General features: G+C 65.9%; 21 protein-coding genes. 8 read left to right on the top strand and 13 right to left on the bottom strand.

Annotated features, from left to right (window positions below; all coding sequences use genetic code 11):
• Nucleotides 1-87: 87 nt before the first annotated feature.
• From GGQ61_RS11355 to GGQ61_RS11340, 4 genes are all read left to right on the top strand, one after another.
• Entirely contained in the window at nucleotides 88-1,602 is a 1,515-nt protein-coding gene (locus tag GGQ61_RS11355) for an OprO/OprP family phosphate-selective porin (RefSeq protein WP_183772667.1), read from the top strand.
• Nucleotides 1,603-1,675: 73 nt separating this feature from the next.
• Entirely contained in the window at nucleotides 1,676-2,719 is a 1,044-nt protein-coding gene (locus GGQ61_RS11350) for a sulfate ABC transporter substrate-binding protein (protein ID WP_183772665.1), read from the top strand.
• 99 nt (nucleotides 2,720-2,818) lie between these two features.
• A complete protein-coding gene (locus GGQ61_RS11345; RefSeq protein ID WP_183772663.1) occupies nucleotides 2,819-3,085 on the top strand; it encodes a SemiSWEET family sugar transporter in 267 nt (88 codons plus the stop codon).
• Between the two features lie 101 nt (nucleotides 3,086-3,186).
• Nucleotides 3,187-5,514 carry an O-linked N-acetylglucosamine transferase, SPINDLY family protein gene (locus tag GGQ61_RS11340; protein WP_183772661.1) on the top strand — a complete coding sequence of 776 codons (2,328 nt, stop codon included), beginning with the start codon at nucleotides 3,187-3,189 and terminating at the stop codon, nucleotides 5,512-5,514.
• Here GGQ61_RS11340 and GGQ61_RS11335 read toward each other — a convergent pair.
• The 7 genes from GGQ61_RS11335 to rfbF are packed head-to-tail and all read right to left on the bottom strand — an operon-like array spanning nucleotide 5,462 to nucleotide 11,627.
• Nucleotides 5,462-6,115, bottom strand: a complete 654-nt coding sequence (locus GGQ61_RS11335) for an LbetaH domain-containing protein (RefSeq protein ID WP_221220999.1) — start codon at nucleotides 6,113-6,115, stop codon at nucleotides 5,462-5,464. The two genes, GGQ61_RS11340 and GGQ61_RS11335, sit on opposite strands and share 53 nt — an antisense overlap.
• Nucleotides 6,115-6,921 (bottom strand): NAD-dependent epimerase/dehydratase family protein, encoded by an 807-nt coding sequence (locus tag GGQ61_RS11330; RefSeq protein WP_183772659.1) that lies wholly within the window; start codon nucleotides 6,919-6,921, stop codon nucleotides 6,115-6,117. Before GGQ61_RS11330 ends, GGQ61_RS11335 begins: the two co-directional genes overlap by 1 nt.
• Before the next feature lie 6 nt (nucleotides 6,922-6,927).
• Entirely contained in the window at nucleotides 6,928-7,992 is a 1,065-nt protein-coding gene (locus GGQ61_RS11325; RefSeq protein WP_183772657.1) for an FkbM family methyltransferase, read from the bottom strand.
• Nucleotides 7,993-8,027: 35 nt separating this feature from the next.
• Nucleotides 8,028-8,558, bottom strand: a complete 531-nt coding sequence (locus GGQ61_RS11320; protein ID WP_183772655.1) for a dTDP-4-dehydrorhamnose 3,5-epimerase family protein — start codon at nucleotides 8,556-8,558, stop codon at nucleotides 8,028-8,030.
• On the bottom strand, nucleotides 8,558-9,799 hold the full coding sequence (locus tag GGQ61_RS11315; RefSeq protein ID WP_183772654.1) for a class I SAM-dependent methyltransferase: 1,242 nt from the start codon (nucleotides 9,797-9,799) through the stop codon (nucleotides 8,558-8,560). Before GGQ61_RS11315 ends, GGQ61_RS11320 begins: the two co-directional genes overlap by 1 nt.
• Nucleotides 9,799-10,857 carry a CDP-glucose 4,6-dehydratase gene (gene rfbG / locus GGQ61_RS11310; protein WP_183772652.1) on the bottom strand — a complete coding sequence of 353 codons (1,059 nt, stop codon included), beginning with the start codon at nucleotides 10,855-10,857 and terminating at the stop codon, nucleotides 9,799-9,801. Before rfbG ends, GGQ61_RS11315 begins: the two co-directional genes overlap by 1 nt.
• A complete protein-coding gene (gene rfbF / locus GGQ61_RS11305) occupies nucleotides 10,854-11,627 on the bottom strand; it encodes a glucose-1-phosphate cytidylyltransferase (protein WP_183772650.1) in 774 nt (257 codons plus the stop codon). The genes rfbG and rfbF overlap by 4 nt, the downstream gene beginning before the upstream one ends.
• 194 nt (nucleotides 11,628-11,821) lie before the next feature.
• On the opposite strand from rfbF, the gene GGQ61_RS11300 reads away from it, so the two are divergent.
• Together GGQ61_RS11300 and GGQ61_RS11295 are read left to right on the top strand one after the other, a co-directional pair.
• Nucleotides 11,822-12,556, top strand: a complete 735-nt coding sequence (locus tag GGQ61_RS11300; RefSeq protein WP_183772649.1) for a sulfotransferase domain-containing protein — start codon at nucleotides 11,822-11,824, stop codon at nucleotides 12,554-12,556.
• A 40-nt stretch (nucleotides 12,557-12,596) separates the two neighbouring features.
• Nucleotides 12,597-13,679, top strand: coding sequence for a M23 family metallopeptidase (locus tag GGQ61_RS11295; protein ID WP_183772647.1), 1,083 nt, complete (start codon nucleotides 12,597-12,599; stop codon nucleotides 13,677-13,679).
• Between the two features lie 310 nt (nucleotides 13,680-13,989).
• Here the strand turns inward: GGQ61_RS11295 and GGQ61_RS11290 are convergent, their stop codons facing one another.
• From GGQ61_RS11290 to GGQ61_RS11280, 3 genes are all read right to left on the bottom strand, one after another.
• Complete coding sequence (locus GGQ61_RS11290; protein ID WP_183772645.1) at nucleotides 13,990-15,657, bottom strand: calcium-binding protein; 1,668 nt, start codon at nucleotides 15,655-15,657, stop codon at nucleotides 13,990-13,992.
• Nucleotides 15,658-15,876: 219 nt separating this feature from the next.
• Entirely contained in the window at nucleotides 15,877-17,250 is a 1,374-nt protein-coding gene (locus GGQ61_RS11285; RefSeq protein WP_246370810.1) for an HlyD family type I secretion periplasmic adaptor subunit, read from the bottom strand.
• Nucleotides 17,247-18,974 carry a type I secretion system permease/ATPase gene (locus GGQ61_RS11280; protein ID WP_221220998.1) on the bottom strand — a complete coding sequence of 576 codons (1,728 nt, stop codon included), beginning with the start codon at nucleotides 18,972-18,974 and terminating at the stop codon, nucleotides 17,247-17,249. Before GGQ61_RS11280 ends, GGQ61_RS11285 begins: the two co-directional genes overlap by 4 nt.
• Before the next feature lie 210 nt (nucleotides 18,975-19,184).
• On the opposite strand from GGQ61_RS11280, the gene GGQ61_RS11275 reads away from it, so the two are divergent.
• The gene (locus GGQ61_RS11275) at nucleotides 19,185-19,952 is read left to right on the top strand and encodes a DUF6270 domain-containing protein (protein ID WP_183772643.1); all 768 of its coding nucleotides are present in this window, start codon (nucleotides 19,185-19,187) and stop codon (nucleotides 19,950-19,952) included.
• Here the strand turns inward: GGQ61_RS11275 and GGQ61_RS11270 are convergent.
• From GGQ61_RS11270 to GGQ61_RS11260, 3 genes are read right to left on the bottom strand one after another with little or no spacing between them, the layout of a single operon-like run.
• Nucleotides 19,934-21,163: a hypothetical protein gene (locus tag GGQ61_RS11270; RefSeq protein ID WP_183772641.1), complete on the bottom strand. Its 1,230-nt coding sequence runs from the start codon at nucleotides 21,161-21,163 to the stop codon at nucleotides 19,934-19,936. The genes GGQ61_RS11275 and GGQ61_RS11270 overlap by 19 nt on opposite strands.
• A 56-nt stretch (nucleotides 21,164-21,219) precedes the next feature.
• Complete coding sequence (locus GGQ61_RS11265) at nucleotides 21,220-22,251, bottom strand: hypothetical protein (protein ID WP_183772639.1); 1,032 nt, start codon at nucleotides 22,249-22,251, stop codon at nucleotides 21,220-21,222.
• Nucleotides 22,248-24,125, bottom strand: coding sequence for a hypothetical protein (locus tag GGQ61_RS11260; RefSeq protein WP_183772637.1), 1,878 nt, complete (start codon nucleotides 24,123-24,125; stop codon nucleotides 22,248-22,250). Before GGQ61_RS11260 ends, GGQ61_RS11265 begins: the two co-directional genes overlap by 4 nt.
• Nucleotides 24,126-24,327: 202 nt before the next feature.
• On the opposite strand from GGQ61_RS11260, the gene GGQ61_RS11255 reads away from it, so the two are divergent.
• The gene (locus tag GGQ61_RS11255) at nucleotides 24,328-25,347 is read left to right on the top strand and encodes a sulfotransferase family protein (RefSeq protein ID WP_183772635.1); all 1,020 of its coding nucleotides are present in this window, start codon (nucleotides 24,328-24,330) and stop codon (nucleotides 25,345-25,347) included.
• The last annotated feature ends 18 nt before the right edge of the window (nucleotides 25,348-25,365 follow it).

The raw sequence follows: 25,365 nt of genomic DNA, 5'->3' as shown, positions 1-25,365 counted from the left end.
CAAACTCGATTTTTCCGATGGGAATTATCGCGTCTACATGCGGTCGAGTTTGAAACGAACTCCAACAAAACGAGGGGCACGAACCACATGACGTGGAAAACCAAACTCATCACCGGGGCGGCGGCGATCGCCTTCGCCTGGCCGGGACTGGCCGCCGCCGACGAGGCGACCGACGCGCGCATCAAGGCGCTTGAGGAACAGCTGGAGCTGCTGCAGTCGCAGATCGCCGACCTCAAGCAATCGACCGCCAACAACATCGCCGACGTCCGCAAGGAAGCGACCGCCACGACGGTGTCGCTGGCCAACGGCCGTCCGACCATCGCGACCGCCGACGGGAACTTCACCGCCTCGTTCCGCGGTGTCTTCCAGCTCGACGCCGCCCACTACGACCAGGCCGCCGCCGGTCCCCTGGCGACGGACTTCCGCCGCGGCTCGTACGGCGACGCCAACGAGAACGACCACGCCCGCGACCTGTCGGACGGCGCCAATTTCCGGCGCGCGCGGATCGGCATCGAGGGCAAGGCCTTCGGCGCCTTCGACTACAACTTCCTCTACGACTTCGGCGGTTCGGGAACCGAAGAGGCCGGCAAGATCAGCGCCGCCTGGGTGCAGTACGGCTTCCCGGTCGCCGGCCTGAAGCTGCGGATCGGGGCCTTCTCGCCGCCGTCGGGCCTGGAAGAAGCGGTCTCCACCAACGGCTCGCTGTTCGTCGAGCGCGCCTCGCCGGCCGAGACCGTGCGCAGCATCGCCGCTGGCGACGGCCGCACCGCGGTCGCCCTGCTGGCCGGCGGCGACAACTGGACCGGCGCCGCCGCGATCACCGGCAACATCATCGGCACCTCAAGCTTCGACGAGCAGACCGCGTTCGTCGGCCGCCTGACCTACGTGCCGTTCCGCCGCGACGACAGCCTGATCCACGTCGGGGTCAACACCTCGATCGTCATCAACCCCGCCGCCAGCGGTCCGGACGTCAGCGGCGCGCCCGCAATCACCAACGTCCGCCTGCGCGACCGGCCGGAAATCCGCGTCGACGGCGCCCGCCTGATCGACACCGGCAACATCGACGCCGACGGCCTGACCGCCATCGGCGGCGAGTTCGGCGCCCAATGGAAGAACCTCTACGTCCAGACCGAGTACTTCGACATCAAGGTCGACCGCAAAGGCCCGCTGTCGGATCCGGACTTCTCGGGCTGGTACGCCCAGGCCGGCTGGACCATCACCGGCGAGCCGCGCCGCTACACGGCCGGCACCTTCGACGCTCCGCGCCCGGCCAAGCCCTTCGACCTGAAGAAGGGGACCTGGGGAGCCTGGGAGCTGGGCCTGCGTTATTCGGTGCTGGACCTGAACTATCTCGCCGGCTCGCCTGGCACGGCGCCGGTCGCCTCGGCGATCCGCGGCGGTGAACAGGAGATCTTCACCCTGGGTCTGAACTGGTACGTCAATAACGTGCTGCGGTTCCAGGCGGCCTTCCAGGACGTCTCGGTGGACCGTCTGTCACCCGGCGGCACGGCCTTCGGGACCGGGACGGCGACCCCGCCGGCCGGCGCCCAGGTCGGGCAGGACTTCAACATCTACTCGCTGCGCACTCAGTACGCGTTCTAACCCCAATAGGCGGGTTGGCGCGGCTACGGCCGGCCGCGCCAGCTTGCCGATGAGACCGAAGGACCCTCGATCCATGAGCCAGAACCGACAAGTCCCGTCCCGCCGCGGCGTCCTCGCCGCGGGGACCGCCGCCGGCGCTGCGGCCGTTGCCGCGCCGGCCCTTCTGGCCGGCCCCGCCGCGGCGCAGGCCAAGGCCATCACCCTGTTGAACGTGAGCTATGACCCCACGCGGGAGCTCTACAAGGACATCAACGCCGCCTACGCAAAGTACTGGAAAGGCAAGGTCGGTCAGGATCTCGTGATCCAGCAGAGCCACGGCGGGTCGGGCAAGCAGGCCCGCTCGGTGATCGACGGCCTGCAGGCCGACGTCGTCACCCTGGCGCTAGCCAGCGACATCGACGAGATCGCCGCCAAGTCCAAGCTTCTGCCTGCCAACTGGCAGTCGCGCCTGCCGCAGAACTCGACGCCCTACACCTCGACGATCGTGTTCCTGGTCCGCAAGGGCAATCCCTGGAAGATCAAGGACTGGGGCGACCTGGTGAAGCCGGGCATCGACGTCATCACTCCCAACCCGAAGACCTCGGGCGGCGCGCGCTGGAACTACCTGGCCGCCTGGGCCTGGGCCCAGAAGAACGGCCGCAACCCGCAGGCCTTCGTCGAGGAGTTGTTCAAGCACGTGCCGGTGCTCGACACCGGGGCGCGCGGTTCCACCACCACCTTCGTCCAGCGCGGCATCGGCGACGTGCTGCTGTCGTGGGAGAATGAAGCCTACCTCGCGATCGAGGAGTTGGGCCCCGGCAAGGTGGACATCGTCTACCCGTCGATGTCGATCCTGGCCGAGCCGCCGGTGGCGCTGGTCGACAAGGTCGTCGACCGCAAGAAGACCCGCACCATCGCCGAGGGCTATCTGAACTTCCTCTACAGCCCGCTGGCCCAGGACCTGATCGGCAAGAACCACTACCGCCCGCGCAATCCCGAAGCGGCCGCCAAGTGGGCCAAGAAGTTCCCGAAGATCCCGCTCGTCACCATCGACGACGCGTTCGGCGGCTGGAAGAAGGCCCAGGCGACCCACTTCGGCGACGGCGGCGTGTTCGACAAGATCTACAAGCCGCGCTGACCCTTCCCGCCGGGACTAAGCGTGACGAGGGCGCGGGACCGCGGTTCCGCGCCCTTCTTCATGCGCGCAACCTTGGCCGCGGCGGGCCGTTCTGCCGCCATGGCCCTGTCAATTCCCGACATCGTCGGAACCGCCGCGGCGCTTTGCTCGATGGCGAGCTTCACGCCGCAGATCATCAAGATCTGGCGCGAAAAGGACGCCTCGTCGATCAGCCTGCGGATGTACGTCGTGACCGTGACCGGCTTCAGCCTCTGGACGGTCTACGGCGTTCTGACCGGCAGCTGGCCGGTGATCGGAGCCAACAGCGTCTGTCTGGCGCTGTCGGCGGTGATCCTGACCCTGAAGTGGCGCTACCGCGACCGATAAACGCGCCATAGTTGGCGCCGTCGGCCGCCGCCACTAAGTTGCGCCCTACAGTTCACACGAAAACGCCCGCGCATGACGCTGCAATGGGTGAGGAATATTGAATGTCACTTGAAAGATTTGCTGCTGCCGATGCCGCTTTGAAGGAGGGGCGCACAGAAGAGAGTATGCAGATGATAGAGATCGAACTTGAGCGCGACCCGAACGCTCCGGTATCTCTGTACAGAAATTTCACAAGTATTCTATTCCGCCACAACGAACATGCGCGCGCTGAGCGTTGGACCGCTGCTGCGCTGAAATTATACCCGAAGGACTATGAGCTTTGGAACGTGAGAGGGGTAACGCTGCGCCGGTTGAAACGCTTCGACGATGCGATCAAGGCGTTGCGGCAAGCGGAGAAGATCAACCCTAAAAACCCCTCCGCCATCAGCAACCGCGGGAATGTCCATAATGACGTTCGAGATGGCCCGTCCGCTGTAGAAGCGTTTACGAAGCTAGTCCGTCTGCAGCCTACCAATCACGAATTCCAGCGCTCTCTTGGTCGTGGCCACTGGTATTCGGGCGACTACGACAAAGCGATGATGCGACTCAACTTGGCGGTGAAGTTGAAGCCGGACTACGTCGACGCCTTTCTGGATATCGCGTCCGTGATCTCCGAGTTTCGGAGCTTTCCGGAAGCTCTGCCGATAATTGATCAGGCCCTGACTGTGGTGCCAGACTCCATGCGTTTGTGCGAGGCCCGCGTTATTACGCTGCGCCGGTCAGGTCGCCTCCGCGACGCAGAGGCCTATCTCATCCAATTGCAGGATCGGTACAACGAGGAGGCTTGGCTCCACCATCAGCTTGGCGCTACCATCAGCGACTACGACCGCCTCCGTGGCAATGTACATATGGAACGGTCGGTTGAGCTAGACCCCGGCAAGTTCGACTATCGTCTGGCGTTGATTGAAAGCCTTGGACGTTCGCGCTACGGCGACGAAGCACAGCACCTTGAGCGCGCCTACCTCCTACTCAAGGAGGGCATGACGGCAGACCTAGATCTAAACCCGTCGGTTATGAAGGTCGCCATGGAGATCTTCGTTCGAGTCGGGGACTATGAGGGCGTTAGGCAACTCGGCCCGTTTGGCGAAGTCGGTCACAAATGGGCGGCGGCCGGTCGGCACACTGCTCTGTTTGGGCTCTTGGGGCGGGTCAAATCACTCGACGACGCACGAGACCTTCTGGCCATGCATAAGCACTGGGGCGACAGCGCTATACAGCGCGCTCAACGGACGCCTATCAAGCGTCTCGAGTCTAGGCCCGCGAATGGCAAGATTCGCATCGGCTTCATGTCATCCGATCTACGGCACCACCCCGTTGCATACTTCGCCTTACCGTTGTTCACCCAATACGACCGCGAAAAGTATGAAGTGTACTGCTATTCCTTTTATGAAGGCGCTCGGGAGGATCCCCTTCAAAAGGAGATTAGCGACAACGTTGACGTCTTCCGCTGGCGCAAGGATATCACCGACCGCGATGCGGCACAGATGATCGCCGATGACCATCTCGATATCTTGATTGAGCTCGGCGGCTCCACCCACATGAACAAGCTTGGCGTGACCGCCTACAAGCCAGCTCCCCTCGTCGCTAGCTGGCTGGGATACCCCCACTCAGCGGGCCCGACGACTATCGACCACATCGTGCTTGATCCTCATCTGTGCCCGCCAGATCAGAGTCTCCTGATCGAGAAGCCGCTGCTCATGCCCGCCACATGGCTTGCACTCGCACCACAGATCTTCAACGATCGACAAGCGATCACGGACGGATTGCCGGAAGATCGCACTGGCTTCATTACCTTTGGTACAGCCAACAACCCGCACAAATACTCTAAAGAAATGCTCGCCGCGTGGGCGCGCATCGTGCGTGACGTTCCAGATTCACGTTTCGAATTCATCCGCCCTGAAGGCAATACGCCAAGTTTCCGCCGGAACATGGAAGCAGTCTTCTCAGAGGCAGGTGTCAACGCCGACCGCCTCGTGTTCCGCTCGGTGCGCGGGGTGCACATGCAGTACTATAACGAGGTGGACATTACGCTCGACCCGTTCCCGCTAACCGGCGGCACCTCGACTTGCGAGGCGTTGTGGATGGGGGTTCCAGTCGTGAACCTGCGTGGCCAGGCGCTGTTCGAACGGCTCAGCGGTTCGATCCTGACTAATGTCGGGTTGGCGCACCACATCGCTGACAGCCCTGAGCAGTATCACGAGATCGCGCTGAAGCTCGCGGCGAACCAAGCCGAGCGCCGCGAGCTGCGCGCCAACCTCCGTCAACGCATGAAGGATAGCCCGCTCGGCCAGACCGAAGCCTTTGCGCGCGACTTTTACGCGATGATCGAGGGCGCCGTCAGAGGCGGAAATACTCGGAAAGAAGCGCTTCTGGAGCACGCCGGAACTTGAGCTTTCCGGCCTCGCCCGCAAACGCGATCGAGCGGGCGGGCGCGTGGCTGTCGATGACGCTTGTCCCCTGCGAGATCACAGCCCCGTCCTCAACCGTCGAACCGCCGATTACTGCGGTGTTCGGATAGAGGATCACTCCGTCGCCCAGCACAGGGATTCGGTCCAAGTGCCGGCCGACCGTGGAGTTCTGGTAGAGCACCAGATAGTTGCCGTAGGTCGCCTTGGCCAGGACGATACCGACGCTATGGCCAATAAAGAACACCGGCGGCATGTCGATTTCGTAAAAGAGGTCAATTGCGTTCAGCGCCTTGTTCAGCAGGAACAGCCGCGTGGCTGCCTGACCGTCGCGCTCATTCCGCCAGATCGTATTGGAGAGGTAATACAGAAACTGGCAGTACTGGGTGGAGTGCAGGTAGTTGAACTCCCCTGCCCGCCACATGGCTACCCGGTCGATGCAGTGCCCGATGCGGGCCAGTGCCTCGTCGACGTGCCGGCCTATCACCTGGCGCATCTGGTCTTCCGAGCCGTCCGGCACGACCGCGGCCAGCTGCCGGACCACATACTCGGTGAGGCTCTCATGCGTGTGGTTGATCAGCTTCATCAGTGGTCTCTCGACGCGAGATATTCGGCGATGACGGCCCGGACTGGGCGCGGATCGACGCCCAGGGCGCGCAGCTTAGCGACGTCGGCGCAGGGCACTGGCGGCGGGTTGCCCGAACCGCTGAAAGTGATGCCATAGCCGGCCAGCTCGAAAGTCCGGGCGATCGCGCCGTTGTCGACCAGCTCGCCGCTGGCGACATTGACGATCCCAGGTTCGGGCGCGTCGATCATGGCGCGCAGCGCGCGCACGACGTCATCGACGTGGATATAGTCGCGTGCGATGTGTGGGCTGGATTCCAGCGCGATGGTCTTCTGCGACCGCGCGGCGATCAGCCACTCCGACAGAAAGCCTGGCGAATCGTCCTGCCAGTCGAAGACGTTGGAGAGCCGCGCAACGCCGCCCTTCCCGCCCATCTGGGTCAAGGTGATGTTCTCACCCAGCGCCTTGCTGAGATCGTAGATTTGGCGCGGCTGGTCTGGGCGAAAGATCAGCGGTTGATTTTCCGCCATCAAGGCGGCGGACGAGGTGTCGTAGAGCCGGGTGGACGAGGTGTAGATCAGCCGCGAAAATCGTCCTGACCTGGCCAGGGCCGCGACCAGGGTCGCGTGCGCCTCGACGGTATCGAACGGCCTGACCGCGTAGTCGGCGGTCAGGCCGGCGCAGTAGTAAACGGCGCCGAGGTCACGCTCGAACATCGCCGGATCGCCTTTGGCCGGTGCATAGACGTCGGCGCCTTCGGCCTCGAACGCCGCGCGGAGCCTTGATCCGACAAAGCCCCGCGCGCCAAGTATCGTAACCTCAGCCATTGCGTTTCAGAGGCCGCCGAGCGGATGGTGCAGCGCCGGATCCTTGTGACGCAGCAGCTTGGGGCTAACGTCGCGGACGATCGAATAGGTCGGAGCCATCAGCGACGAGGAGTCCTTGACCGCGATCATGTTGAAGCCGTGCGGCGGGCCTTCCAAATAGACCGCGTCGGCCGGGATCAGCTCGATCGGCTTGCCCGAAAGATCGACGTTCGAGTTGAAATCGCGCAGGGCGAACAGCTGATAGCCGTGCTGCGTCAGGAAGCGGCCGATCTCGGTGTCGGCCAGGCCATTGGTCCAGTCGACATAGTGCCGGTGCACTTCGAAGACGATGTCCGGAGCCTGGCCGGCGGGCTTCGCCAGATAGGCCTCGGCGCCCTTCAGGGCGGCCAGTTCTGCGCCTTCGATGTCGAGCACGATCAGGTCGAGGTTCTCGACGCCGGCGCTCTGCAGATAGTCGTTGATGGTGACGGTCTGGAACGAGTCCGCGTCGCCCGCCTCGGCGGTCTCAACGCTGGCGAACGAGTCGTAGCCGACCAGACGCAGATTGGCCGAGCTGGAGTCCCACAGGCCCTCGGCCCGCGGCACCAAGTTGGACAGGCCGTTGAGCTCGGCGTTGCGGATCAGCTGGCCGCGCTGCTCGCTGTTGGGCTCGAAGGCGTGGACGACGCCGCCGCGGCCGGCGACTTCACGGGCGATCAGGATGGCGTGGTCGCCGAAATAGGCGCCGCCGACCACCACCTGCTTGGCGCGCTTGGCCAGCTCGACGACGATGCGCGAGGTCTGCGGCTCCCAGGCGTGGTCCGGAACCGTCGGCTCCGACATCACGAAGTCCCGAGCGATCTTCGAACGATAGAGGAACTCGAACACCGCCCCGTTGGACAGCTGCTTGCGGACCAGTTCGCTCTCGCGGAACACGGCGTCCACGAGCGGCCCGGTCACTTCTTCACGCAGGTCGACGCCAGGCGTCGCGATGTCCTTTTCGAAGGCCAGGACGTGACGGACGAAGGCTTCACGCCACTCGGGGGTCTCAGCAATCCGGGCGAGCGCGGCGCCGAGCTTTTCGTTCTGCATTACTTAAGTTCCTGTAGGCTTGGCGTGCTTTTGCCTCAAACCGCGAAGTCCGGATAGCCCGCATCCCGCTGCGAGATGACGAGCGGTGTCGCAGGCCAGTCGATGGCGAAGGCCGGGTCGTTCCAACGGACGCCGCGGCCATGGCCGGGCTCGAAGATCTGGTCAATCTGGTAGATGACGTCGGTGTCGTCGGCGAGGGTGATGAAGCCGTGGGCCATGCCCTTGCCGATCAGCAGCGCGCGGCCGTTGTCGGCGGTGAGCTCGGTCCCGACCCAGCGGCGGTAGGTCGGGCTGGCGGGGCGCAGATCGAGAGCGACGTCGAAGATCGCGCCACGGGTCGCGCGCACCAGCTTGGCCTCCTCACGGGGCGCGGCCTCATAGTGCATGCCGCGCAGCGTGCCGGCTTTCAGGTTGCGCGACAGGCTGGTCTGCGTCGGGAGGAACGGATGGCCGGCGGCGGCGAACTCCTGCGGGCAATGCAGGCGGGCGAAGGAGCCGCGTTCGTCGCTGGCCGGCTCCAGATCGACGATGACGAGGCCTTCGATTTCCGTCGCCGTGAACTTCATCAGCCGACGACCTTGGTGTCCGGCGCGGCGGTGACGAACTGACCGCCCCAGTCCCGGATATAGGCCAGCTGGCCCATGATCTCGTCCTTCAGGTTCCAGGGCAGGATGATCACATAGTCCGGCTTGAAGTCCGCGACCTTGGCCGGGGCGTGGATCGGGATGTGCGTGCCCGGCAGGAAGCGGTCCTGCTTGTGCGGGTTGGCGTCGAACACCGCGACGATGTCGGCGGGGGTGACGCCGGCATAGTTCAGGAAGGTGTTGCCCTTGGCGGCCGCGCCGTAGGCGGCGACGGTCTTGCCCTCGGCCTTGGCCTTGGCGAGGAAGGCGAGGAAGCCGCGGCGGACCTCTTCGACGCGCGCGGCGAAGCCTTCGTAGCCGGCCGGCTTGTCGAGGTTGGCCGCCTGCTCGCGGGCGCGCAGGTCGCGCAGTCCTTCAGTCTCCTGATGGCTGGACGCTTCGTGCGCGCAGAACAGCCGCAGCGACCCGCCATGGGTCGGCAGCAGTTCGACGTCGAACGGCCGCAGGCCGTTGGCGCGCAGCACCTTCTCGACCGCCAGCAGCGACAGGTACGAGTAGTGCTCGTGATAGATGGTGTCGAACTGCAACTTCCCGATCAGGTTCAGCAGGTGCGGGAACTCGAACGTCAGCACGCCCTGCGGCTTCAGCACATGCTGGAAGCCCGCCACGAAGTCGCCGATGTCAGGCACGTGGGCCAGGACGTTGTTGCCGGCCATCAGGTCGGCGGCGACGCCGCGGGATTTCAGGTCGCGGCCGGTGGCGTCGTTGAAGAAGGTGACCTCGGTGGGGATTCCCCGCTCCTTGATCGCCACTTCAGCGGTGTTGGCGGTCGGCTCGACCCCCAGCACCGGCACGCCCATCGCCTTGAAATGCTGCAGCAGGTAGCCGTCGTTGGACGCGACCTCGATGACCAGCGACTGCGCCCCCAAGGCGAACCGCTTGGCCATAGCCTCGGCGTAGCGCTTGGCGTGGGCGACCCAGCTCTCCGAATAGGCTGAGAAGTAGGCGTAGCCCTCGTCGAAGATGGCGTCGGCGGCGACCGGGTCGTCGGCCTGGACCAGGAAGCAGTTGCCGCAAACGCGGGTGTGCAACGGGTAGAAGCCCTCCTTGCCGGACTCAAGCTGAGCCTTGGTCAGATACGAGTTGGCCAGCGGCTGGTCGCCCAGGTCGAGGAAGGTCTGGGTCAGCGGGGCGCGGCAGAAGCGGCAGGCAGGCACAGTCATCAGAGGCTTTCGTAACGCGAGATCTGTTGACGGACGAGGCTGAGGGCGTCGCCGCCGTCGGCCTGGGCGCGATACCAGTCCATGGTCCAATCGACGGCCTGGGGCGCATCGAGCCGGCTCTCGAAGCCCAGAACCTGGCGAGCCAGGCTGGCGTCGATGCCAAGGGCGCGGGCCTCGATCGAATTGGGGTCGGGTTCGTGGCGCCACGGCTGGGCGCCGAGGGCGGCGGTGGCGCGGGTGGCCAGCTCGCCGACGCTGACTTCGGGGCCGCCGGGACGCGGGCCGAAGTTCATCGCGTGTGGGGTCCTCGGATCGGTAGCCAAGCGCTCCAGATAGACCAGGTAGCCGGCGACGCAATCGAGCACGTGCTGCCAGGGGCGGGTGGCCTCCGGGTGGCGCAGCACGGTCTGGGTCTGGCTTAAGCCGGCGCGGACGATGTCGGCCACCAGCCGGTCGCGCGAGAAGTCGCCGCCGCCGATGACATTGCCGCCGCGAGCTGTGGCGACAGGAACGCCGGCCTTGTCGAAGAAGCTGCGCGCGAACGACTGAGTGACGATCTCGGCCGCGGCCTTGGAGGCGGAGTACGGATCCTTGCCGCCGAGGGCGTCGCCTTCCTGGAAGGCCCGGCCCTGCTCGTTATTGGCGTAGACCTTGTCGGAGGTGATCACCAATACGGCGGCCAGGGCCGACTGCGCGCGCAGCGCCTGCAGCAGGTGGGCGGTGCCCATGATGTTGGCGGCAAAGGTGCCGACCGGGTCCTCGATCGAGGTGCGCACGATCGGCTGGGCCGCCATGTGCAGCACCAGGTCGTACTGGCGCGCGGAGACCAGCGCCTCAACCGCGGTCTGATCGCGCAGGTTGATGAAGTGCGAGTCGATCAGGCCGCCGATCTCCGCCTGGTCGTAGAGCGCTGGCGTCTGGTTAGGCGCGAGCGCCAGGCCGGTGACCCTGGCCCCCATCTGCGCCAGCCAGGCGGCGGCCCACGAGCCCTTGAAGCCGGTCTGACCGGTCAGCAGAATCCGTTTGCCCGACCAGAAGGCGGGATTCGGTCGCGTCATTTCCACAGCTTCCAGGGCGCCGTGCCCGAGGCCCACAGCGACTCGAGGATGTTCTTATCGCGCAAGGTGTCCATGGCGGCCCAGAACCCGTCGTGCGGGCGGGCCATCAGTTGGCCCTCACGCGCCAAGCCCTCCAACGGCTCAAGTTCCCACACTGTCGCATCGCTTGCGATGCGCTCAATGACCTGCGGCTCCAGCACGAAGAAGCCGCCGTTGATCAAGCCATTGTCGCCGGGGGGTTTTTCAATGAAACGCTTGACCGAGCCGTCGACGATCTCCAGCGCCCCGAAGCGGCCGGGCGGAGAGACCGCGCTGACGGTCGCCTGCTTGCCGTGCGCCTTGTGGAAGTCCACCAGCGCCTGGATGTCGATGTCCGCGACGCCGTCGCCATAGGTCAGGAAGAACGGCTCGTTCGGGTTCAGGTATTGGGCGACCCGCTTCAGGCGGCCCCCGGTCATGGTCTCGGCCCCGGTGTCGACCAGGGTGACGCGCCATGGCTCGTGATTGGTGGCGTGGTACTCGACCGAGCCCTTGGCCAGGTCGACCGTCAGATCGGCGTTATGGAGGACGTAGTTGGCGAAGTACTCCTTCACCACGTAGCCCTTGTAGCCAAGGCAGACGATGAAGTCGTTGAAGCCGTAGTGCGAGAACAGCTTCATGATGTGCCAGAGGATCGGCCGGCCGCCGACCTCGATCATCGGCTTGGGCTTCAGGTGGCTTTCCTCGGAGATTCGGGTGCCAAGGCCGCCGGCCAGCAAGACGACTTTCACGATAGGGCGCTCCCAAACCGCGCGTCAGCGCTGCTGCTTTGTGAACTGATGATCAAGCTGTCCCCGCCTCTATCGCGATGTCGCTGAGCACTTACCCTGCCGGGGTCTCTTATCGCGTGTCGGCGGCCCGATGAAGACGTATCCAGTGCGCACGCGGCGACCGTGCGCCGCAATGCTTGGCATTAGAGGACGAGATGGCGGATCGACGGGTGAATTTCATCGTCGCGGGCGTGCAGAAAGCTGGGACGACGGCGCTCTACGACTATCTCAGCGACAATCCGAGGATCGCGCTCTCGCGCGTCAAGGAGGTTCACTTCTTTGACGATGAGACGGTGGATTGGGCGGCGCCAGACTACGGGACCTATCACGCGCAGTTCGAATGGGAGCGCCAGGCGATCCGCGGCGAGGCGACGCCGATCTATCTCTACTGGCCGCGCAGCCTGGAGCGCATCGCCGCCTACAACCCCGCGATCCAGCTCATTGTCATGCTGCGCGATCCGGTCGAACGGGCCTGGTCGCACTGGCGGATGGAGACCTCGCGCGGCGTCGAGACCCACCCGTTCTCCTGGTGCATCCGGCAAGGGCGGCGGCGGCTGTTCGACGCCGAACCCTGGGGCGTGCACCGCGAGTTCTCCTATGTCGAACGCGGCTTCTACGGCGAGCAGGTCGAGCGACTGTTCCGGCTGCTCCCGCGCGAGCAGGTGCTGCTGCTGCAGGCCGAGGACCTGAGGCGAGAGCCGGGCCCGACGCTCGATGCGGTTGGCGAGTTCCTGGGCGCGCCGCCGCAGGGCGCGGTCGAACATCGTAACGTGCATGTAGGCCAGGAAGTCGGCGCCGAGCTTCCGGACGACGACGTCGCCTATCTGCGCGACATCTACGCTGAAGACATGGCGCGCTTGGCGCGGCTTACCGGCATTTCGTTCTGGTGACGCCATATTGCGGCCCCGCGGGGCCGCGAGGCTGGGGACCATGCAGGTCGCCCTGAAACCCGTTCCGATCATCCTCGCCGGCGTGCTCGCCGCGTGCACGCCGGCAGAGGACGGCGGCCGCGCCGCCGCGGCGCCGAATGCGAAGCTGGCGGCCGCGCCATCGCAGGCGGCGCAGGCAGCGCCCGCCGCGGCGAACGGACCGCGCCTCGCCTTCCCGGTTGCCTGCACCGTCGGTCGTGATTGCGAGGTCCAGAACTATGTTGACCGCGATCGGGGCCCAGGCGTGCAGGATTATCGATGCGGCTCCAATACCTATGACGCGCACGGCGGCGTCGACATCCGCATCTTGGACATGGCCGCGCAGGGGGCCGGCGTGGCGGTGCTGGCCGCGGCCGACGGCCGGGTCGCGCGGCTGCGCGACGGGGTCGAAGACGTCTCGGTCACTAAGATCGGCCGGGCCGCCCTCGACGGCCAGGACTGCGGCAACGGCGTGGTGGTCGATCACGGCGACGGCTGGGAGACCCAGTACTGCCACGTCGCGAAGGGCAGCCTGAAGGTCAAGGTCGGCGACCAAGTGACGTCCGGCCAGCCGCTCGCCCTAATCGGCCTCTCGGGCAATACCGAGTATCCGCACGCCCACGTCACCGTGCGGCGTAAAGGCGAGATGGTGGACCCTTCCGCGCCAGACCTGCCGAATGAAACCTGCTCCGGACCCAATCCGCCAGCCGCCATGTGGACGCCCGCCGCGGCTCAGGCGATGGCCTACAAGCCGGGCGTCGTGCTCAACACGGGCTTCGCGACCGCCCCCTTGTCAATGGAGACGATCGAGGCCGGCGGCATCGCGCCGCCGACCAGGGCCTCCCCGATGCTCATCGCCTATGTCCGCGCGATCAATCTGCGCGGCGGCGACATTCAGCAGCTGACCATTGTCGGCCCGGACGGCGAGCCGCTCGCCACGAACGCCCAACCGCCGCTCGATCGCGCCAAGGCCCAATACATGATGTTCACCGGCAAACGCGCAGGAGGATCCTGGGCCCCGGGTGAGTACAAGGCGACCTATGTAGTGAGTCGCGACGGCAAGGCGGTGATCAGCCGGACTTTTGCGATTCGGCTCTCTGGCTGACGAAGACGGCGTGCGTCACGGCGCTGCTCACAAATCCGTTAGTCGCTCTTGCAGACCGGCCGCCCCCCTAGGCGGCTGAGTCGCGATGCGTTACAGTTGATTGTCAGCCTTGCTCTCCATGGCTGTGTCGCATTGATCGGGCGGCGAAGCACTTGCTTCGCCGCCCGATTTCTTTTTGGCGACGCAGTGGAGCGCGCCCTGTCTAGCACACTCAGCCGATACCGCCGGGCAGATACAACGCCGGGTGCACCACGCATGAAAAAAGGGCCGCCCCGAAGGACGACCCTCAATTCCCCTAAGGTCTGAGACCTTAGATGAAGTTGGCTTCGCTGATTTGGCTCAGATTGGCGCCAACCAGAGCAACAGCAACTTCCGCACCGCTACCGGCGGCGGTGCTGACAAACACGACAACGTCGTTGCCAATTTGGGCCGACACCGCGGTGATCGAGCCGTTCAGCAGGGCGTCGGCGGTAGCCTTCGCCGAAGCGTAGTCGGTCGACGTGATCTCGGTGTAGGACGCATTCGTGACGGCCGCCGTGAAGTCCAGCTTGTCGCCCGATTCCCAACCATTGATCTGGTCGAGCGTACCGGCCGTCGTGCTGGAGTCGGTGTTGCCGAAGACGAAGGTGTCGTTGCCCACGCCACCCGTCAGGGTGTCCTGGCCAGCGCCGCCATCGAGGATATCGTCACCCGCGCCGCCGCCGAGCACGTCGTTGCCGGCGTTACCCGTGAGGGTGTCGTTGCCTTCGCCGCCCGACAGAGTGTCGTTGCCGTCGTTGCCGATGATGCTATCCGCACCAGCGCCACCGAGCACCGAGTCAGCGCCCGAACCAGCGTCGATGTCATCGTCGCCGTCGCCACCGTCGATCACGTCGTTGCCAGCGCCAGCGTCGATAACGTCGTCACCCGCACCGCCGTAGATCGTGTCGGTGCCAGCGCCGGTGGTGATGTCGTCGTTACCCAGGTCACCGAAGACCAGGTTCGCGCCGTCACCAGCGTCGATCGTGTCAACGCCTTGACCACCGTAGATGGTGTCGTTGCCGGTGCCAGCAGTGATGTTGTCATCACCCAGGTTGCCGTGCAGCCAGTTGCTGCCAAGGGTATCGGTGATGATGTCGTTGTCCTGACCGCCGGAGATGGTGTCGTTACCATCGTTGCCGTTCAGGGTGTCATTGCCGGTGTTGCCTTGCAGCAGATCGTTGCCGAGGCCGCCGAGAATGGAATCGGTGCCGGCGCCGCCGTTGAGCGTGTCGTTACCGTCGCCACCGTCGAGGTTGTCGCTTTCGTCACCGCCGTCGAGGAAGTCGTCGCCGTCGTTGCCGGTCAGCGTGTCGGAACCCGCCAGGCCGTAGATGGTGTCGTTACCCAGGCCGCCGATCACACTGTCCGCACCCGAGTCGGCGTAGACGATGTCGTTGCCGGCGCCAGCGTCAATGTCATCATCTCCGGCGCCGCCGTAGATGGTGTCGTTCGCCGAACCGCCAGTGATGGTGTCATCACCGAGGTTGCCATGGATGTAGTTGGTGCCCGACGTGTCGGAGATGATGTCGTTGCCTTGGCCACCCAGCAGGGTGTCGTTACCAGCGCCACCAACAATGGTGTCGTTGCCCTTGTTGCCTTGCAGATAGTCGTTGCCGGCGCCGCCGTCGATGTTGTCGCTGCCTTCGCCGCCCCAGATCACGTCGCCCAGCGAACCACCAGCGATGGTTTCGTTGGCCACAACGGCCGGGTTGCCCAGGAAGAACTTCGAGCCGTCCGGAAGGACGATGTCGGTGTCACCGTAGATGCCGGTACCGAACACGACCGTGCGGCCGCCGAAGGTCAGCGAAACGGTTTCCGGGGTGATCGCGCCCGCGGGCGTGATCGAAACCGTCACGGCGGAGGCCGTCGCGCCGGCGGTCGAAAAGATGAGCTGATCAGCGTTCGTGAACGCAAGAGCTTGCGCCGCGGTGATCGTCTCAAAGAAGTAGTTAGCCATGCTTCTCTCCAGTCTGTGTCACATGGACCCCCGAAACGCCTGGCCACCATTTTCCAATGGAGCGGTCCCAGCGGTCCTTGCCTTCGGCCACAACAAGGTCGTGGCGAAGGTTAAACGAGCCCGAGGAAGACGTATCGGAACCTCGGTTGATGCGCAACACCAAAAACGGGTGGAAATCCCCTCCGCGCCCGCGTTTCCAGCACACCAATTGTTAACGGATCAGTCTTCCCGCAGGGCGTCCCGGATGGTGTCCGTCAGCGGGCTGACCACATAGGATAGGATCGAGCGATTACCTGTAACAATCATGGTCTCAGCGGGCATGCCGGGGGTCAGCTTGTCGCCCTTCGGTAGCTTCACGAGTTCCTGCGGATCGATCTTCAGATCGACGCGGAAGTAGCCTTCGCCGGTCTTCTCGTCGGCCAGCTGGTCAGCGGAAACCGTCACGACGGTGGCGTCGACCGGCGGAGTCCGACGCGCGTTGAAAGCCGAGAGCCGGACCTTCGCCTTCATGCCGGGCTTCACGACATCGACATCCTGCGGCTTGATTCGCCCGGTGACGATCAGCGGCGCATTGGCCGGAACCACGCTCATCAGCCGCTCGCCGGGCGCGACCACGCCGCCGATGGTGAACTGGGTCAGATCAAGCACGTAACCATCGGCCGGCGAACGCACCGTCGCGGCGTTCAGCATCTGGCGGGCGGCGGCCAGCTTGGGGGTCGCCTCGGCCAGGCCGGTCTGCATCTGGCGCAGGCCTTCGGCCGCCTGGGTGATCCGCTGCTCCTTGAGGGTGGTGATCTGCAGCCTGGTCTCGCCGATCTGCTCGCGCAGACGGGTGATCTCGGCGATCAGCTGGCCCTTGCGCCCGGCCAGGTCGGCCAGCGAGCGCTGGTAGCGCAGGATCAGGGTCTTGGGCGCATAACCCTTCTCGTAGAGTGTTTGGTAGCCCGCCAGCTCCTCGCGGGTCAGGCGGTCCGATTCGCGCACCGCATCGACCTGCGCCTGGACGCCGCTGATCTGGGTCTCTAGTTGCTGAAGCTTCTGCGCGAGGACCGCACCCTGGGTCTCGAAGAACTGCAGGCGCGAGGTGAACAGGAATTCCTGGTCACGGATGATTCCCGCAACCCGCGGGTCGTTGGACGCCCGCGCGGTCAGTTCAGCCGGGATCACCAGCGTCTTCTGATCGGTCGCCTCGGCCTGGAATCGTGCGAGCTGCGCGGTCAGCGTGTCGTACTGATTCTGCAGAACGTCGGTGCTGGCGCGCGGCTGCACCTCGTCGAAGGTCAGAAGCACTTGGTTCTGACGGACGCGCTGACCTTCCTTGACGTTGATTGACTTGATCGTGCCGCCTTCGCGGTGACGGATGGTCTTACGGTTGTCCTCGACCCGCACGACGCCCGGCGCGACCACAGCGCTGTCGACCTTGGCGACCGCTGCGAACAGGGTCAGGCCGACCACGAAGACGCCGACCACCGCCGCGCCGGCCATGATCGGGCGGCGCATGCGTTGGGCCAGGACCGGATCGAGCGGAACGAGGTCCTTATCGTCGAACTGCGGCGTGACGTAAGGCTTGGGCGCGTTGAAATCCATTTTCATCGGCCGGCCTCGATCGCACGCGGAGCGGCAGGCTGAACGACCCGCGCCATGACCTGGTCGCGCGGACCGAACATCTCCATTCGGCCGTCACGCAGCATCAACATCTTGTCGGCCGAGCGGAACACGCTCGGCTTGTGGGAGACGATTACGATCGTCGAGCCGCCAGCTTTCAGCGCATCGAGCGCCTTGACCAGGGCCTCTTCGCCCTCAGCGTCGAGGGCCGCGTTCGGCTCGTCGAGCACGATCAGCCGGGGATTGCCGAGCAGCGCCCGCGCTAGGCCGACGCGCTGGCGCTGACCGGCCGACAGCACGTGACCGGATTCACCGAGGTCGGTGTCATAGCCGTTCGGCAGCCGCAAGATCAGCTGGTGGACGCCGGCCACCTGCGCGGCGCGGACCACCTGCTCGTCGTCCACATCGGCGCGGAAGCGGGCGATGTTGTCGCGAATGCTGCCCGAAAACAGCTCTGTGTCTTGCGGCAAGTAGCCGACGTGGCGGCCGAAGTCGCCGCGATCCCAGGTATAGACGTCGGCGCCGTCGAGGCGGACGTTGCCGCTGTTCGGTTGCCAGATGCCGACCATCAGACGGGCCAAGGAAGATTTGCCGGCGCCGGACGGGCCGATGATCCCAAGCATCTCGCCGGGTTCGATCTTGAAGTTGACGCCCTGCAGCACGAAGCGGGTGGCGCCCTGCGGCGCGAAATTCACGCCTTCGACCGACAGCTGACCAAGCGGCTTGGGCAAGGTCGTCGAGGTCTTGGTCGGCCGGTAATCGGCGAACAGCGCATTAAGTCGCTGATAGGCGCGGTAGCCGTTGGTGAGCGCGTCCCAGGAGCCCACCAGACGCTCGATCGGCTGCAGCGCGCGGGCGGCCAGGATCATGTTGGCGAACAGCAGGCCCGAGTGAATCTTGCCCTTGACCACGAGGTAGGCGCCGATGGCGATGATCAGCACCTGGATCGCCTGGCGCGTGAACTTGCTGACGTTGCTGAGGACGCTGGCGCGTTCGCTGGCGCTGGCGCTGCGCTCCATGGTGACCGAGCGGAACGAAGCCCAGCGCGAGCCCAGTGGCTCGACCATGCCCATCGCGCGCACGACCTCGCCGTTGCGGAGCGCCGCGTCGGTGAAGGCGTAGCTACGCAAAGCCGCCTCGTTGGCCTCCTTCAGCGCCGGACGCGTCGCTCGGTCCTGGAAGAGAGTGATCAGGAACAGCAGCACCGCGCCGCCGATCGTCACTAGGCCGATGATCGGGTCGATGATCAGCAGCACGATCATGAACACCGGCATCCAAGGCAGGTCGAACATAGTGCCGAACGCAGGGCCGGTCAGCATTTGGCGGAAGGCGTCGAGGTCGCGCAGCGCCTGCGAGCGCGCCGACGGGTTACCGCGGATCACGGTGTCGAACAGCGCCGTGAACACCCGGCCCGACACGCGCTGATCCATGATCACGCCGTAGTTGATGAGCACCTTGGCGCGGAAGTCGTCGATCAGGCCCGAAATCAGGAACGCCAGCATCACCATGAAGGTCAGGACCAGCAGCGTCGGCACGCTGTAGCTGGACAGCACGCGACCGTAGATCTGGAAGGTGAAGATTGGCAGCGCCAAGTACAGCAGGTTCGAAACCAAGCTGAAGCCACCGGCGTAGGCGAGCGGTTTGTAGCCCTCTTTGATCGCCCGGGTGAGCGGATTGTCGGGCATATCCGCGAACGGATTGAAAATCTTCATGCGCGCCGCGCCGTTCCGTGGATGGTCGCCGCCGATGGCCGGAGTGACCATGGCCGAAATAGGTGCTCGAAGTCCAAGGCGGATTGCGCCAAAAACGCGCGACACATGATCGGGCCTCTTAAGGATGTCAATGGCGCTCGCAAACGTGAAAATTCGCGCGACGCGTGTCGAAGTTCCAATCGCCGTCGCCTGAGGCGCGAGGAGTAAGGATTGCCCAGGGTCGCCGTAATCGGGAGCTGCATTACCCGCGATGTGTGGCCGATCGTGGGCGAAGCGCCGCCGGAAGACCTGCTCTATATTTCGCGCACGAGCCTGCCGAGCTTGTTCGCGCCTCCGATCCGCGGCGTGGACCTGAGCGAGGACCTGCCGCCGGAGCTGGCGGCCTTTCCTCATCGCTCGATGGTCGCCGACCTACACAAGAGCGCCCTGGGCGTGCTGATCGCGCATCGTCCGACCCACATCGTCTTCGACTTCATCGACGAGCGGCTGGATCTTGTCTGCGTGCAGGGCAGCATCGCGACGCACAGCTGGGAGTTGGACGTCAGCGGCTACCTCGATCAACCCGCATTCGACGGCGCTCGCAGCATTCCGCGCACAAGCCCAGCCAGCGACCTGATCTGGCGGCACGGGCTCGACCACATGGCGGCGCTGCTCCGGTTGACGCCGTTGGCCGAAGCCGCCTTGATCCTGCACGAGACCCAGTGGGCGAGCGAATACCTCGACGAGGCCGGGGCACGCCGGCCCTTCGGACAGGTTGAAATCTTCACGGGCAAACCGGCCAGGATCGACGACTACAATGCGGTGCTGGCGCATCATCAAGCGGCGTTCGCCGCCGCCCTGCCGCAGGCTGTCCGCGTCGCTGCCCCCACTGCGCTGCAGTTGGCCGACAGCCGCCATCGATGGGGCCTCAGCCCATTCCACTATGTCGAAGACTACTACCGAGATATCTGGCGGCAGCTTCAGGCGCTGGGCGTCTGAGCACCGCCCTGGCGGGCCCACTGCTCAAGAGGGGTCAGGGCCCGGCCGGCGTACTCGGCAGCCAAGTCCAGGAAGTCGGCGTCCGGGCACCCGAGCCACGGCTCGCTGATCCGCCAGGCGCCGCCTTGCAGGTAATCGAGCAGCGGGTTGCGGCCCGGCGGCAACCCGCCCACGCGCTGGCCCAGATAGCGCGCAGTGTCGAACCACGGACCGGGACTGCGGCCTTCGGCGCCGCCGACCAGCAGGAAATGCGTCAGGGGCTCGACCGAGGCGACGTCGGGGTGCTGCTCGCGATACCAGGCCGGGTCGAAAAGCGGATGCGGTTTCAGACCGGCGGCGGACCCGACCTCTACATAGTGCGTCAGCGACGGCGCGCCGGCCGCTCCTGCCTGGGCGACCTCTTCGGCGTAGTAGTCGGCGGCGAACAGCGGATGCGGACTGAGTCCACGCGCCGCGCCCTCGCGCGCATAGTGGGTGATCGGGTTCTCGCCGCTGGCGATCAGATCAGGCGCCTGGCGAAGGTAGTAGGCGACATCGAACAAGGGGTGCGGATCGCGCCCTTCGCCTGCGCCCGCGCGCACGAAATGTTCGAGCGGCGTCAGGCCGGTCTCGCCCAGCACGTCCGCATTCCGCGCCCGATAGAAATCCGTATCGAACAGCGGGTGCGGATCGATACCCTCGGCCGCGCCATGCAACAGGTAGTGGGGCAGCGGGCTGGTGCGCGAACCAACCAGGTCCGGCCGCATCCGCAGGTACCAGGCCTGATCGAACAAGGCCGGCGGCTGCACGGAGGGATCGCCCCCTCGCCGCGTGTAGGCCGCCATCGCGTTCAGTCCGCCGCCGCTGGCGCGCCAAAGACCCGAGCGTGCGATGATCGCCGCCCGCCCGAAGGCGCCGAGGCGCTCGAGCGCGGAATCGATGCGCCGCGCGATCCGATTGTAGCGCCGCGGCCGGGCGAAGGGCCGCGCGACCGCACGATACCCGGTGAGCGCCAGTTCGCGGGCCTCAGCTTCCAGCGCTTCGCGGGCGAGCAGCGCTTCGGCGAGCGCCGAGCCCAGCCGCGTACGGCTAAGGCCGCTCTCTGCGGAAACACGCTGGCTGGCGCCCAGCAGGGTGGCGCACCGCCGCGCCAAGGCCTCGACCTTGTCGATCAGGGCGCCGGTCGTCTGGGTATCGTCGAGGGCCGCGGGGCCCCCGTTGTCGGCCGCCATGATGGCCCGGCCCTCCATAATTCTCGGCATTCGTGTCAGGTGCTGAAGCCGGCCTGTCAAGCGGCGAGGCCTTCCGCGCGGAGCCAGGAAAGGAAGCCGCCCGCCTCAGCTCCGAACGGATCGGCGATCTGCGCCCGCAGATCGGCGCGGCCGCGCCAGATCAGGCGATGCGCCTTCTGGATCGGAGTGCCGTCGCTGTAGGCGCCATAGGCCCAATAGGGCTCGGGAATGATGGGATCGCGCGCGGCGTCGACCTGTTCCTTGTACCAGCGCCAGATCTCGTAGACCGCGTGATTGTCGCCCGCATAGCGCCGCGTCATCGTGTCTCCGGTCGCCCCGAGCTTGGTGAAGTGCCAGAACCGCAGAGGCGAGCCGTTGACCGTGATGGCGCCGTCGCGGCCGATCTCGACCGTCCGCTGACTGATGTTCCAGCTGGCGACGTTATAGCCGGGGTCGCGCACCACGCCGACGCGGTCGAACAGCGCCGGGACGTGGTCGCACCACTTCTGGTCCACGAACAGGCCGGCCGGAATGTCGTCATAACAGAACTCCAGCAGCCGATCTTTCCACCAGCTGGCGAAGCGCGCGCCCTCCCCGTGGGTTCGGATCATCACAAAGCCGAGGTTGAAGATTCCAGTCCGCGAGGCGGAAAGGTCGTTGTCCAGGATCGCCTGCCGCTCGGTATTCGCGTCGAGCAGATGCGGGGTCAATAGAATGTCGCTGTGCTCCAGGCGCGCGAGCAGCGGATCGAGGCTTCCGAACAGCGCAGTGTCGGGGTCCAGATAGATCACCGCGTCCGCGCCTGACTCGCAGGCCTGGTGCAGGAACGGGCCTTTGACGGCGGTGCAGACCTCGACGACGTCGTGCTTGAAGAGCCACGACTTGAAATCGGCGATGTCCAGTTCGTGGGCGTAGACCACCTGATCGAACGGCTCTTCCGCCAGCCGCAGATGAAAGCTGGGCGGCGGCACGTCGGTGATCAGCGCCACCAGGGTCCAGTCGGGATGGAACCTGCGCAGGCTGGCGTACAGCACGCGGGCGCGATCGAGGTATGCGAAGGTGAAGCTGGAAAAGCAGGTGACCTTCATGGCTCCACCAACTCGGCGGTCAGTCTGCTGAAGGCGAGATCGAAGGTTTGCCCCCGGCGCGCGCCGCGCCCGAGTTCCAGGATCGCGCCGCTTTCGAACAGCGTTTCCAGCGAATGCTCGTCGTCGAGCACCAGCCCGTGTCCGGTGTCGCGGACGAAGGCGGCGACGTTACCGCTGTCAGGCCCCGTGATCACCGCCGCGCCGGCCGCCGCCGCCTCATAAGCGGCGAAGGAGAAGGTCTCCAGGCACAATGACCAGACCATAGCTGCATCGACCTCCAGGTCGAGCAGCGCCTGGCGCATGGCCAGCGGTTCGGCCGCCGTAACCGTCACGGGGTGGTGCCGCGCCAGCGACCCGGCCACCGGCTTGCTGGCCAGGTGGATGAAGTCGTAGCGCGGATCGTCGGCGAAGCGCGCCGCCAAGTGGCGGAAGATCGGCCATCCCTTGTGCACCGACGGCGTGCCGGGAAAGGCGAAGCGGAAAGGCCGCTCGGCGGCCGCCGCGGCGGCGGGCTCCGACGTCGGAACCAGTTCGGCGTGCGGCAGCACCCGCTCGTTCATCGCCTCGAGCCTGCCGCCGGCCCGCCAGGCGTCCAGGGCGACCTGAGACGGCGCGGCGATGGTCAGGTCGAGACGCTCGAACAGCCGCTGATGTTCGCGCACATGGGCCGCACGGGCCGGACCGTACACGCAGATGCCGCAGGCCGCGCTGTCCGCGGGCGGCGCGCCGCAGCTCTCGACGTCGTTGCGCAGCAGATGAACGCCGGCGCAGAGGCTGCCCATGTCGTGCAGCCAGAACCAGCCCCTGTTGAGGCCGGCCGAGCGCACGATGTCGATAACGTCGCGGCTGGAATGGCCGAGCATGTTGTGGATCGCGAAGCTGCGCGGCCCCGGCGGTATGACGGTGCGCAGGGCCTCGGCGATGGCCGCCGGCGTGAAGGCGCCGACGCGCTCGCCGTTGAGCAGCACCCCCATCGGGGTCTCGGTGGCCCCAGATCGAACCGTCGGCCAGCCGTTGGCGGGATGAATGTGCAGATGGTTGCGCCCCAGCCGCGCGAACTCGGCCGACTCGCGCTGCACACAGAGCTGCGAGCCCCCCACCGAGCGGCTGTAGTCGTCCTGGCTGAAGGTAATGTGGAGGCCCTGCCCGGGTGCGCCACGCAGGGCGTCAGCCAGCCGCCCCGCGGCCGAGATGTCCACCGGCCGCGCCCAGCGGCGAGCATCGGCCAGCCGCTCGGAGAACGGCTTGAGCGTTGCCAGCACCTGCTGGCGGAAGCCGTGGTCGGCCTTGGTCGCCCGGTTCTCGTCGCGTCCCTGGACGACATAGTGAATGAACGGATGGCGCCCGCTGGCGGCGACGTCCGGGTTCAGCTCCAGATAATCGGCGACAGAGAAATCGTAGCTGGGATCTCGGCCCTCGCGCCAGCCCAGGCGCAGGAAGTGGTCGAGCGGATCGCCGCCCGCCGCGCCGACGTCCGGGTTCATGGCCAGATAGTAGGCGGGATCGAAGAACTGGGCGGCCGCCTCGTGCTCCGCGGCGGTGATCCGCCCGCCGCCGGCGCCGTCCAGCATGGCGAAATAATCGCCGGCCCTGATCGACGGCGCGATCTCGCGGCCCTCGCGCCACCCGCTGAGGAGATAGTGCACGAACGGATTGACCCCAGCAGCGGCCACGTCGGGGTTCTGCTCGAGATAGGCGTCGGTCGAGAACCATGGCGCCGGGTCGCGGCTCTCGCGCCAGCCCGCTAAGCCGTAGTGTCCAGCCGGGTCCACGTCCGCATAGGTCAGGTCGGGATGAGCCTGGCGGTAAAAGTCGAAGTCCATCGCCACCACCAGCAGACGATGGGCGCGATCTGGTGAGGCCGCGGCGGCCATGTGCGATCTTTCCGTGCGACGCCAAGCCTGGGTTTGCATCAGTTGGGGCCCTCGATCAACCGCGTCGGCCTTGCAGCGCGGCGCGAGCGGCCATACAGCGGAACGCCAGAGCCTGGCGGTTCCGGGTTGAAATCGCGGCGAGAACGCCGGTTTGGCGATCGGCCCAGGACCGACGAGGACGTCCAAGCGAGACAAAGGCGACATGCAGCAGACTTTCCAGCGGACCGCCTATCTGGTCCTCGGCATGCACCGCTCCGGCACCTCGGCGACCGCCCAGCTGCTGGCCCTGGCCGGGGCCGAACTGCCCGACAACGTGATGCCGGGCGACGAGCACAACGCCAAGGGCTACTTCGAACCGTGGAAGATCTCGGTGTTCAACGACCAGCGCCTGCGCGCGGCCGGCAGCGCCTGGGACGATCCCTTCAACCTGCCCTACGCGCCGCTGGCGCCGGACGCCGAAGCCGACTGGACCGCGCGGGCGGTCGACCTCTTCAAGGCCGAGTTCGGCGAGGCGATCCACCCGCTGCTCAAGGATCCCCGCGTCTCGGTGCTGCTGCCGATGTGGCGCGCGGTGCTGGAGCGGGCCGAGGTCGCCGCCCGCGTGGTCATTCCTGTGCGCCATCCGCTGGCGGTCGCCGGCTCGCTGGCCCGCCGCGACGCCTTCCCGGTCGAAAAATCGGTGCTGGTCTGGACGCTCTACATGCTGGCCGCCGAGGCCGGCTCCCGCGACCTGCCGCGGGCCTTCGTCTCCTATGACGGTCTTTTGGCCGACTGGCGGGCCGAGGTGGTGCGAATGGAGCAGGCGCTGGGCGCGCCGCTGCCGCGCCTGACGGAACATTCCGCACGCGAGATCGACGGGTTCCTGACCAAGGATCTGCGTCACAACGACGGCATGGGCGCCCTCGCCGACGTGCCGATGGTCGGCGCCATGGCCCAGGAGGTGCTCGACTGGTTCACCGCCGCGGCGGCGGGGGAAGCGCCCGATCGCGCCCCGCTGGAGCGCGCTGCGGCCCAGATCGCCCAAATGAAGTCTCAGATGGGAGTATTGGTCACGCCCGTGACCAGCACACTCGATTCGACCCGCGCCGAACTGCTCTATCAACGCCAGCTGGGCGATGTGCAGGACCGGCAGATCAAGACGCTCGAGCGGGAACTGGCGACGTTGCGGCAGGAACGCGCGAAGATCGAGGCCGTGGTCGACACGGCCCTGGCCGGCCGCTAAGCAGCGCGCCCGAGAAGC

It is taken from the genome of Phenylobacterium haematophilum, assembly GCF_014196295.1.
In the GTDB taxonomy this organism is placed as follows: Bacteria; Pseudomonadota; Alphaproteobacteria; order Caulobacterales; family Caulobacteraceae; genus Phenylobacterium; species Phenylobacterium haematophilum.
Note: the sequence above shows the minus strand (reverse complement) of the source record. Positions and strands in the feature narration are given on the sequence as shown.

Excerpts from the sequence above, each read along its gene's own strand:
- GGQ61_RS11355 (WP_183772667.1), top strand. The coding sequence starts at position 88 with ATGACGTGGAAAACCAAACTCATCACCGGGGCGGCGGCGATCGCCTTC.
- GGQ61_RS11350 (WP_183772665.1), top strand. The coding sequence starts at position 1,676 with ATGAGCCAGAACCGACAAGTCCCGTCCCGCCGCGGCGTCCTCGCCGCG.
- GGQ61_RS11345 (WP_183772663.1), top strand. The coding sequence starts at position 2,819 with ATGGCCCTGTCAATTCCCGACATCGTCGGAACCGCCGCGGCGCTTTGC.
- GGQ61_RS11340 (WP_183772661.1), top strand. The coding sequence starts at position 3,187 with ATGTCACTTGAAAGATTTGCTGCTGCCGATGCCGCTTTGAAGGAGGGG.
- GGQ61_RS11335 (WP_221220999.1), bottom strand. The coding sequence starts at position 6,115 with ATGAAGCTGATCAACCACACGCATGAGAGCCTCACCGAGTATGTGGTC.
- GGQ61_RS11330 (WP_183772659.1), bottom strand. The coding sequence starts at position 6,921 with ATGGCTGAGGTTACGATACTTGGCGCGCGGGGCTTTGTCGGATCAAGG.
- GGQ61_RS11325 (WP_183772657.1), bottom strand. The coding sequence starts at position 7,992 with ATGCAGAACGAAAAGCTCGGCGCCGCGCTCGCCCGGATTGCTGAGACC.
- GGQ61_RS11320 (WP_183772655.1), bottom strand. The coding sequence starts at position 8,558 with ATGAAGTTCACGGCGACGGAAATCGAAGGCCTCGTCATCGTCGATCTG.
- GGQ61_RS11315 (WP_183772654.1), bottom strand. The coding sequence starts at position 9,799 with ATGACTGTGCCTGCCTGCCGCTTCTGCCGCGCCCCGCTGACCCAGACC.
- rfbG (WP_183772652.1), bottom strand. The coding sequence starts at position 10,857 with ATGACGCGACCGAATCCCGCCTTCTGGTCGGGCAAACGGATTCTGCTG.
- GGQ61_RS11300 (WP_183772649.1), top strand. The coding sequence starts at position 11,822 with ATGGCGGATCGACGGGTGAATTTCATCGTCGCGGGCGTGCAGAAAGCT.
- GGQ61_RS11295 (WP_183772647.1), top strand. The coding sequence starts at position 12,597 with ATGCAGGTCGCCCTGAAACCCGTTCCGATCATCCTCGCCGGCGTGCTC.
- GGQ61_RS11290 (WP_183772645.1), bottom strand. The coding sequence starts at position 15,657 with ATGGCTAACTACTTCTTTGAGACGATCACCGCGGCGCAAGCTCTTGCG.
- GGQ61_RS11285 (WP_246370810.1), bottom strand. The coding sequence starts at position 17,250 with ATGAAAATGGATTTCAACGCGCCCAAGCCTTACGTCACGCCGCAGTTC.
- GGQ61_RS11280 (WP_221220998.1), bottom strand. The coding sequence starts at position 18,974 with ATGAAGATTTTCAATCCGTTCGCGGATATGCCCGACAATCCGCTCACC.
- GGQ61_RS11270 (WP_183772641.1), bottom strand. The coding sequence starts at position 21,163 with ATGGCGGCCGACAACGGGGGCCCCGCGGCCCTCGACGATACCCAGACG.
- GGQ61_RS11265 (WP_183772639.1), bottom strand. The coding sequence starts at position 22,251 with ATGAAGGTCACCTGCTTTTCCAGCTTCACCTTCGCATACCTCGATCGC.
- GGQ61_RS11260 (WP_183772637.1), bottom strand. The coding sequence starts at position 24,125 with ATGGCCGCCGCGGCCTCACCAGATCGCGCCCATCGTCTGCTGGTGGTG.
- GGQ61_RS11255 (WP_183772635.1), top strand. The coding sequence starts at position 24,328 with ATGCAGCAGACTTTCCAGCGGACCGCCTATCTGGTCCTCGGCATGCAC.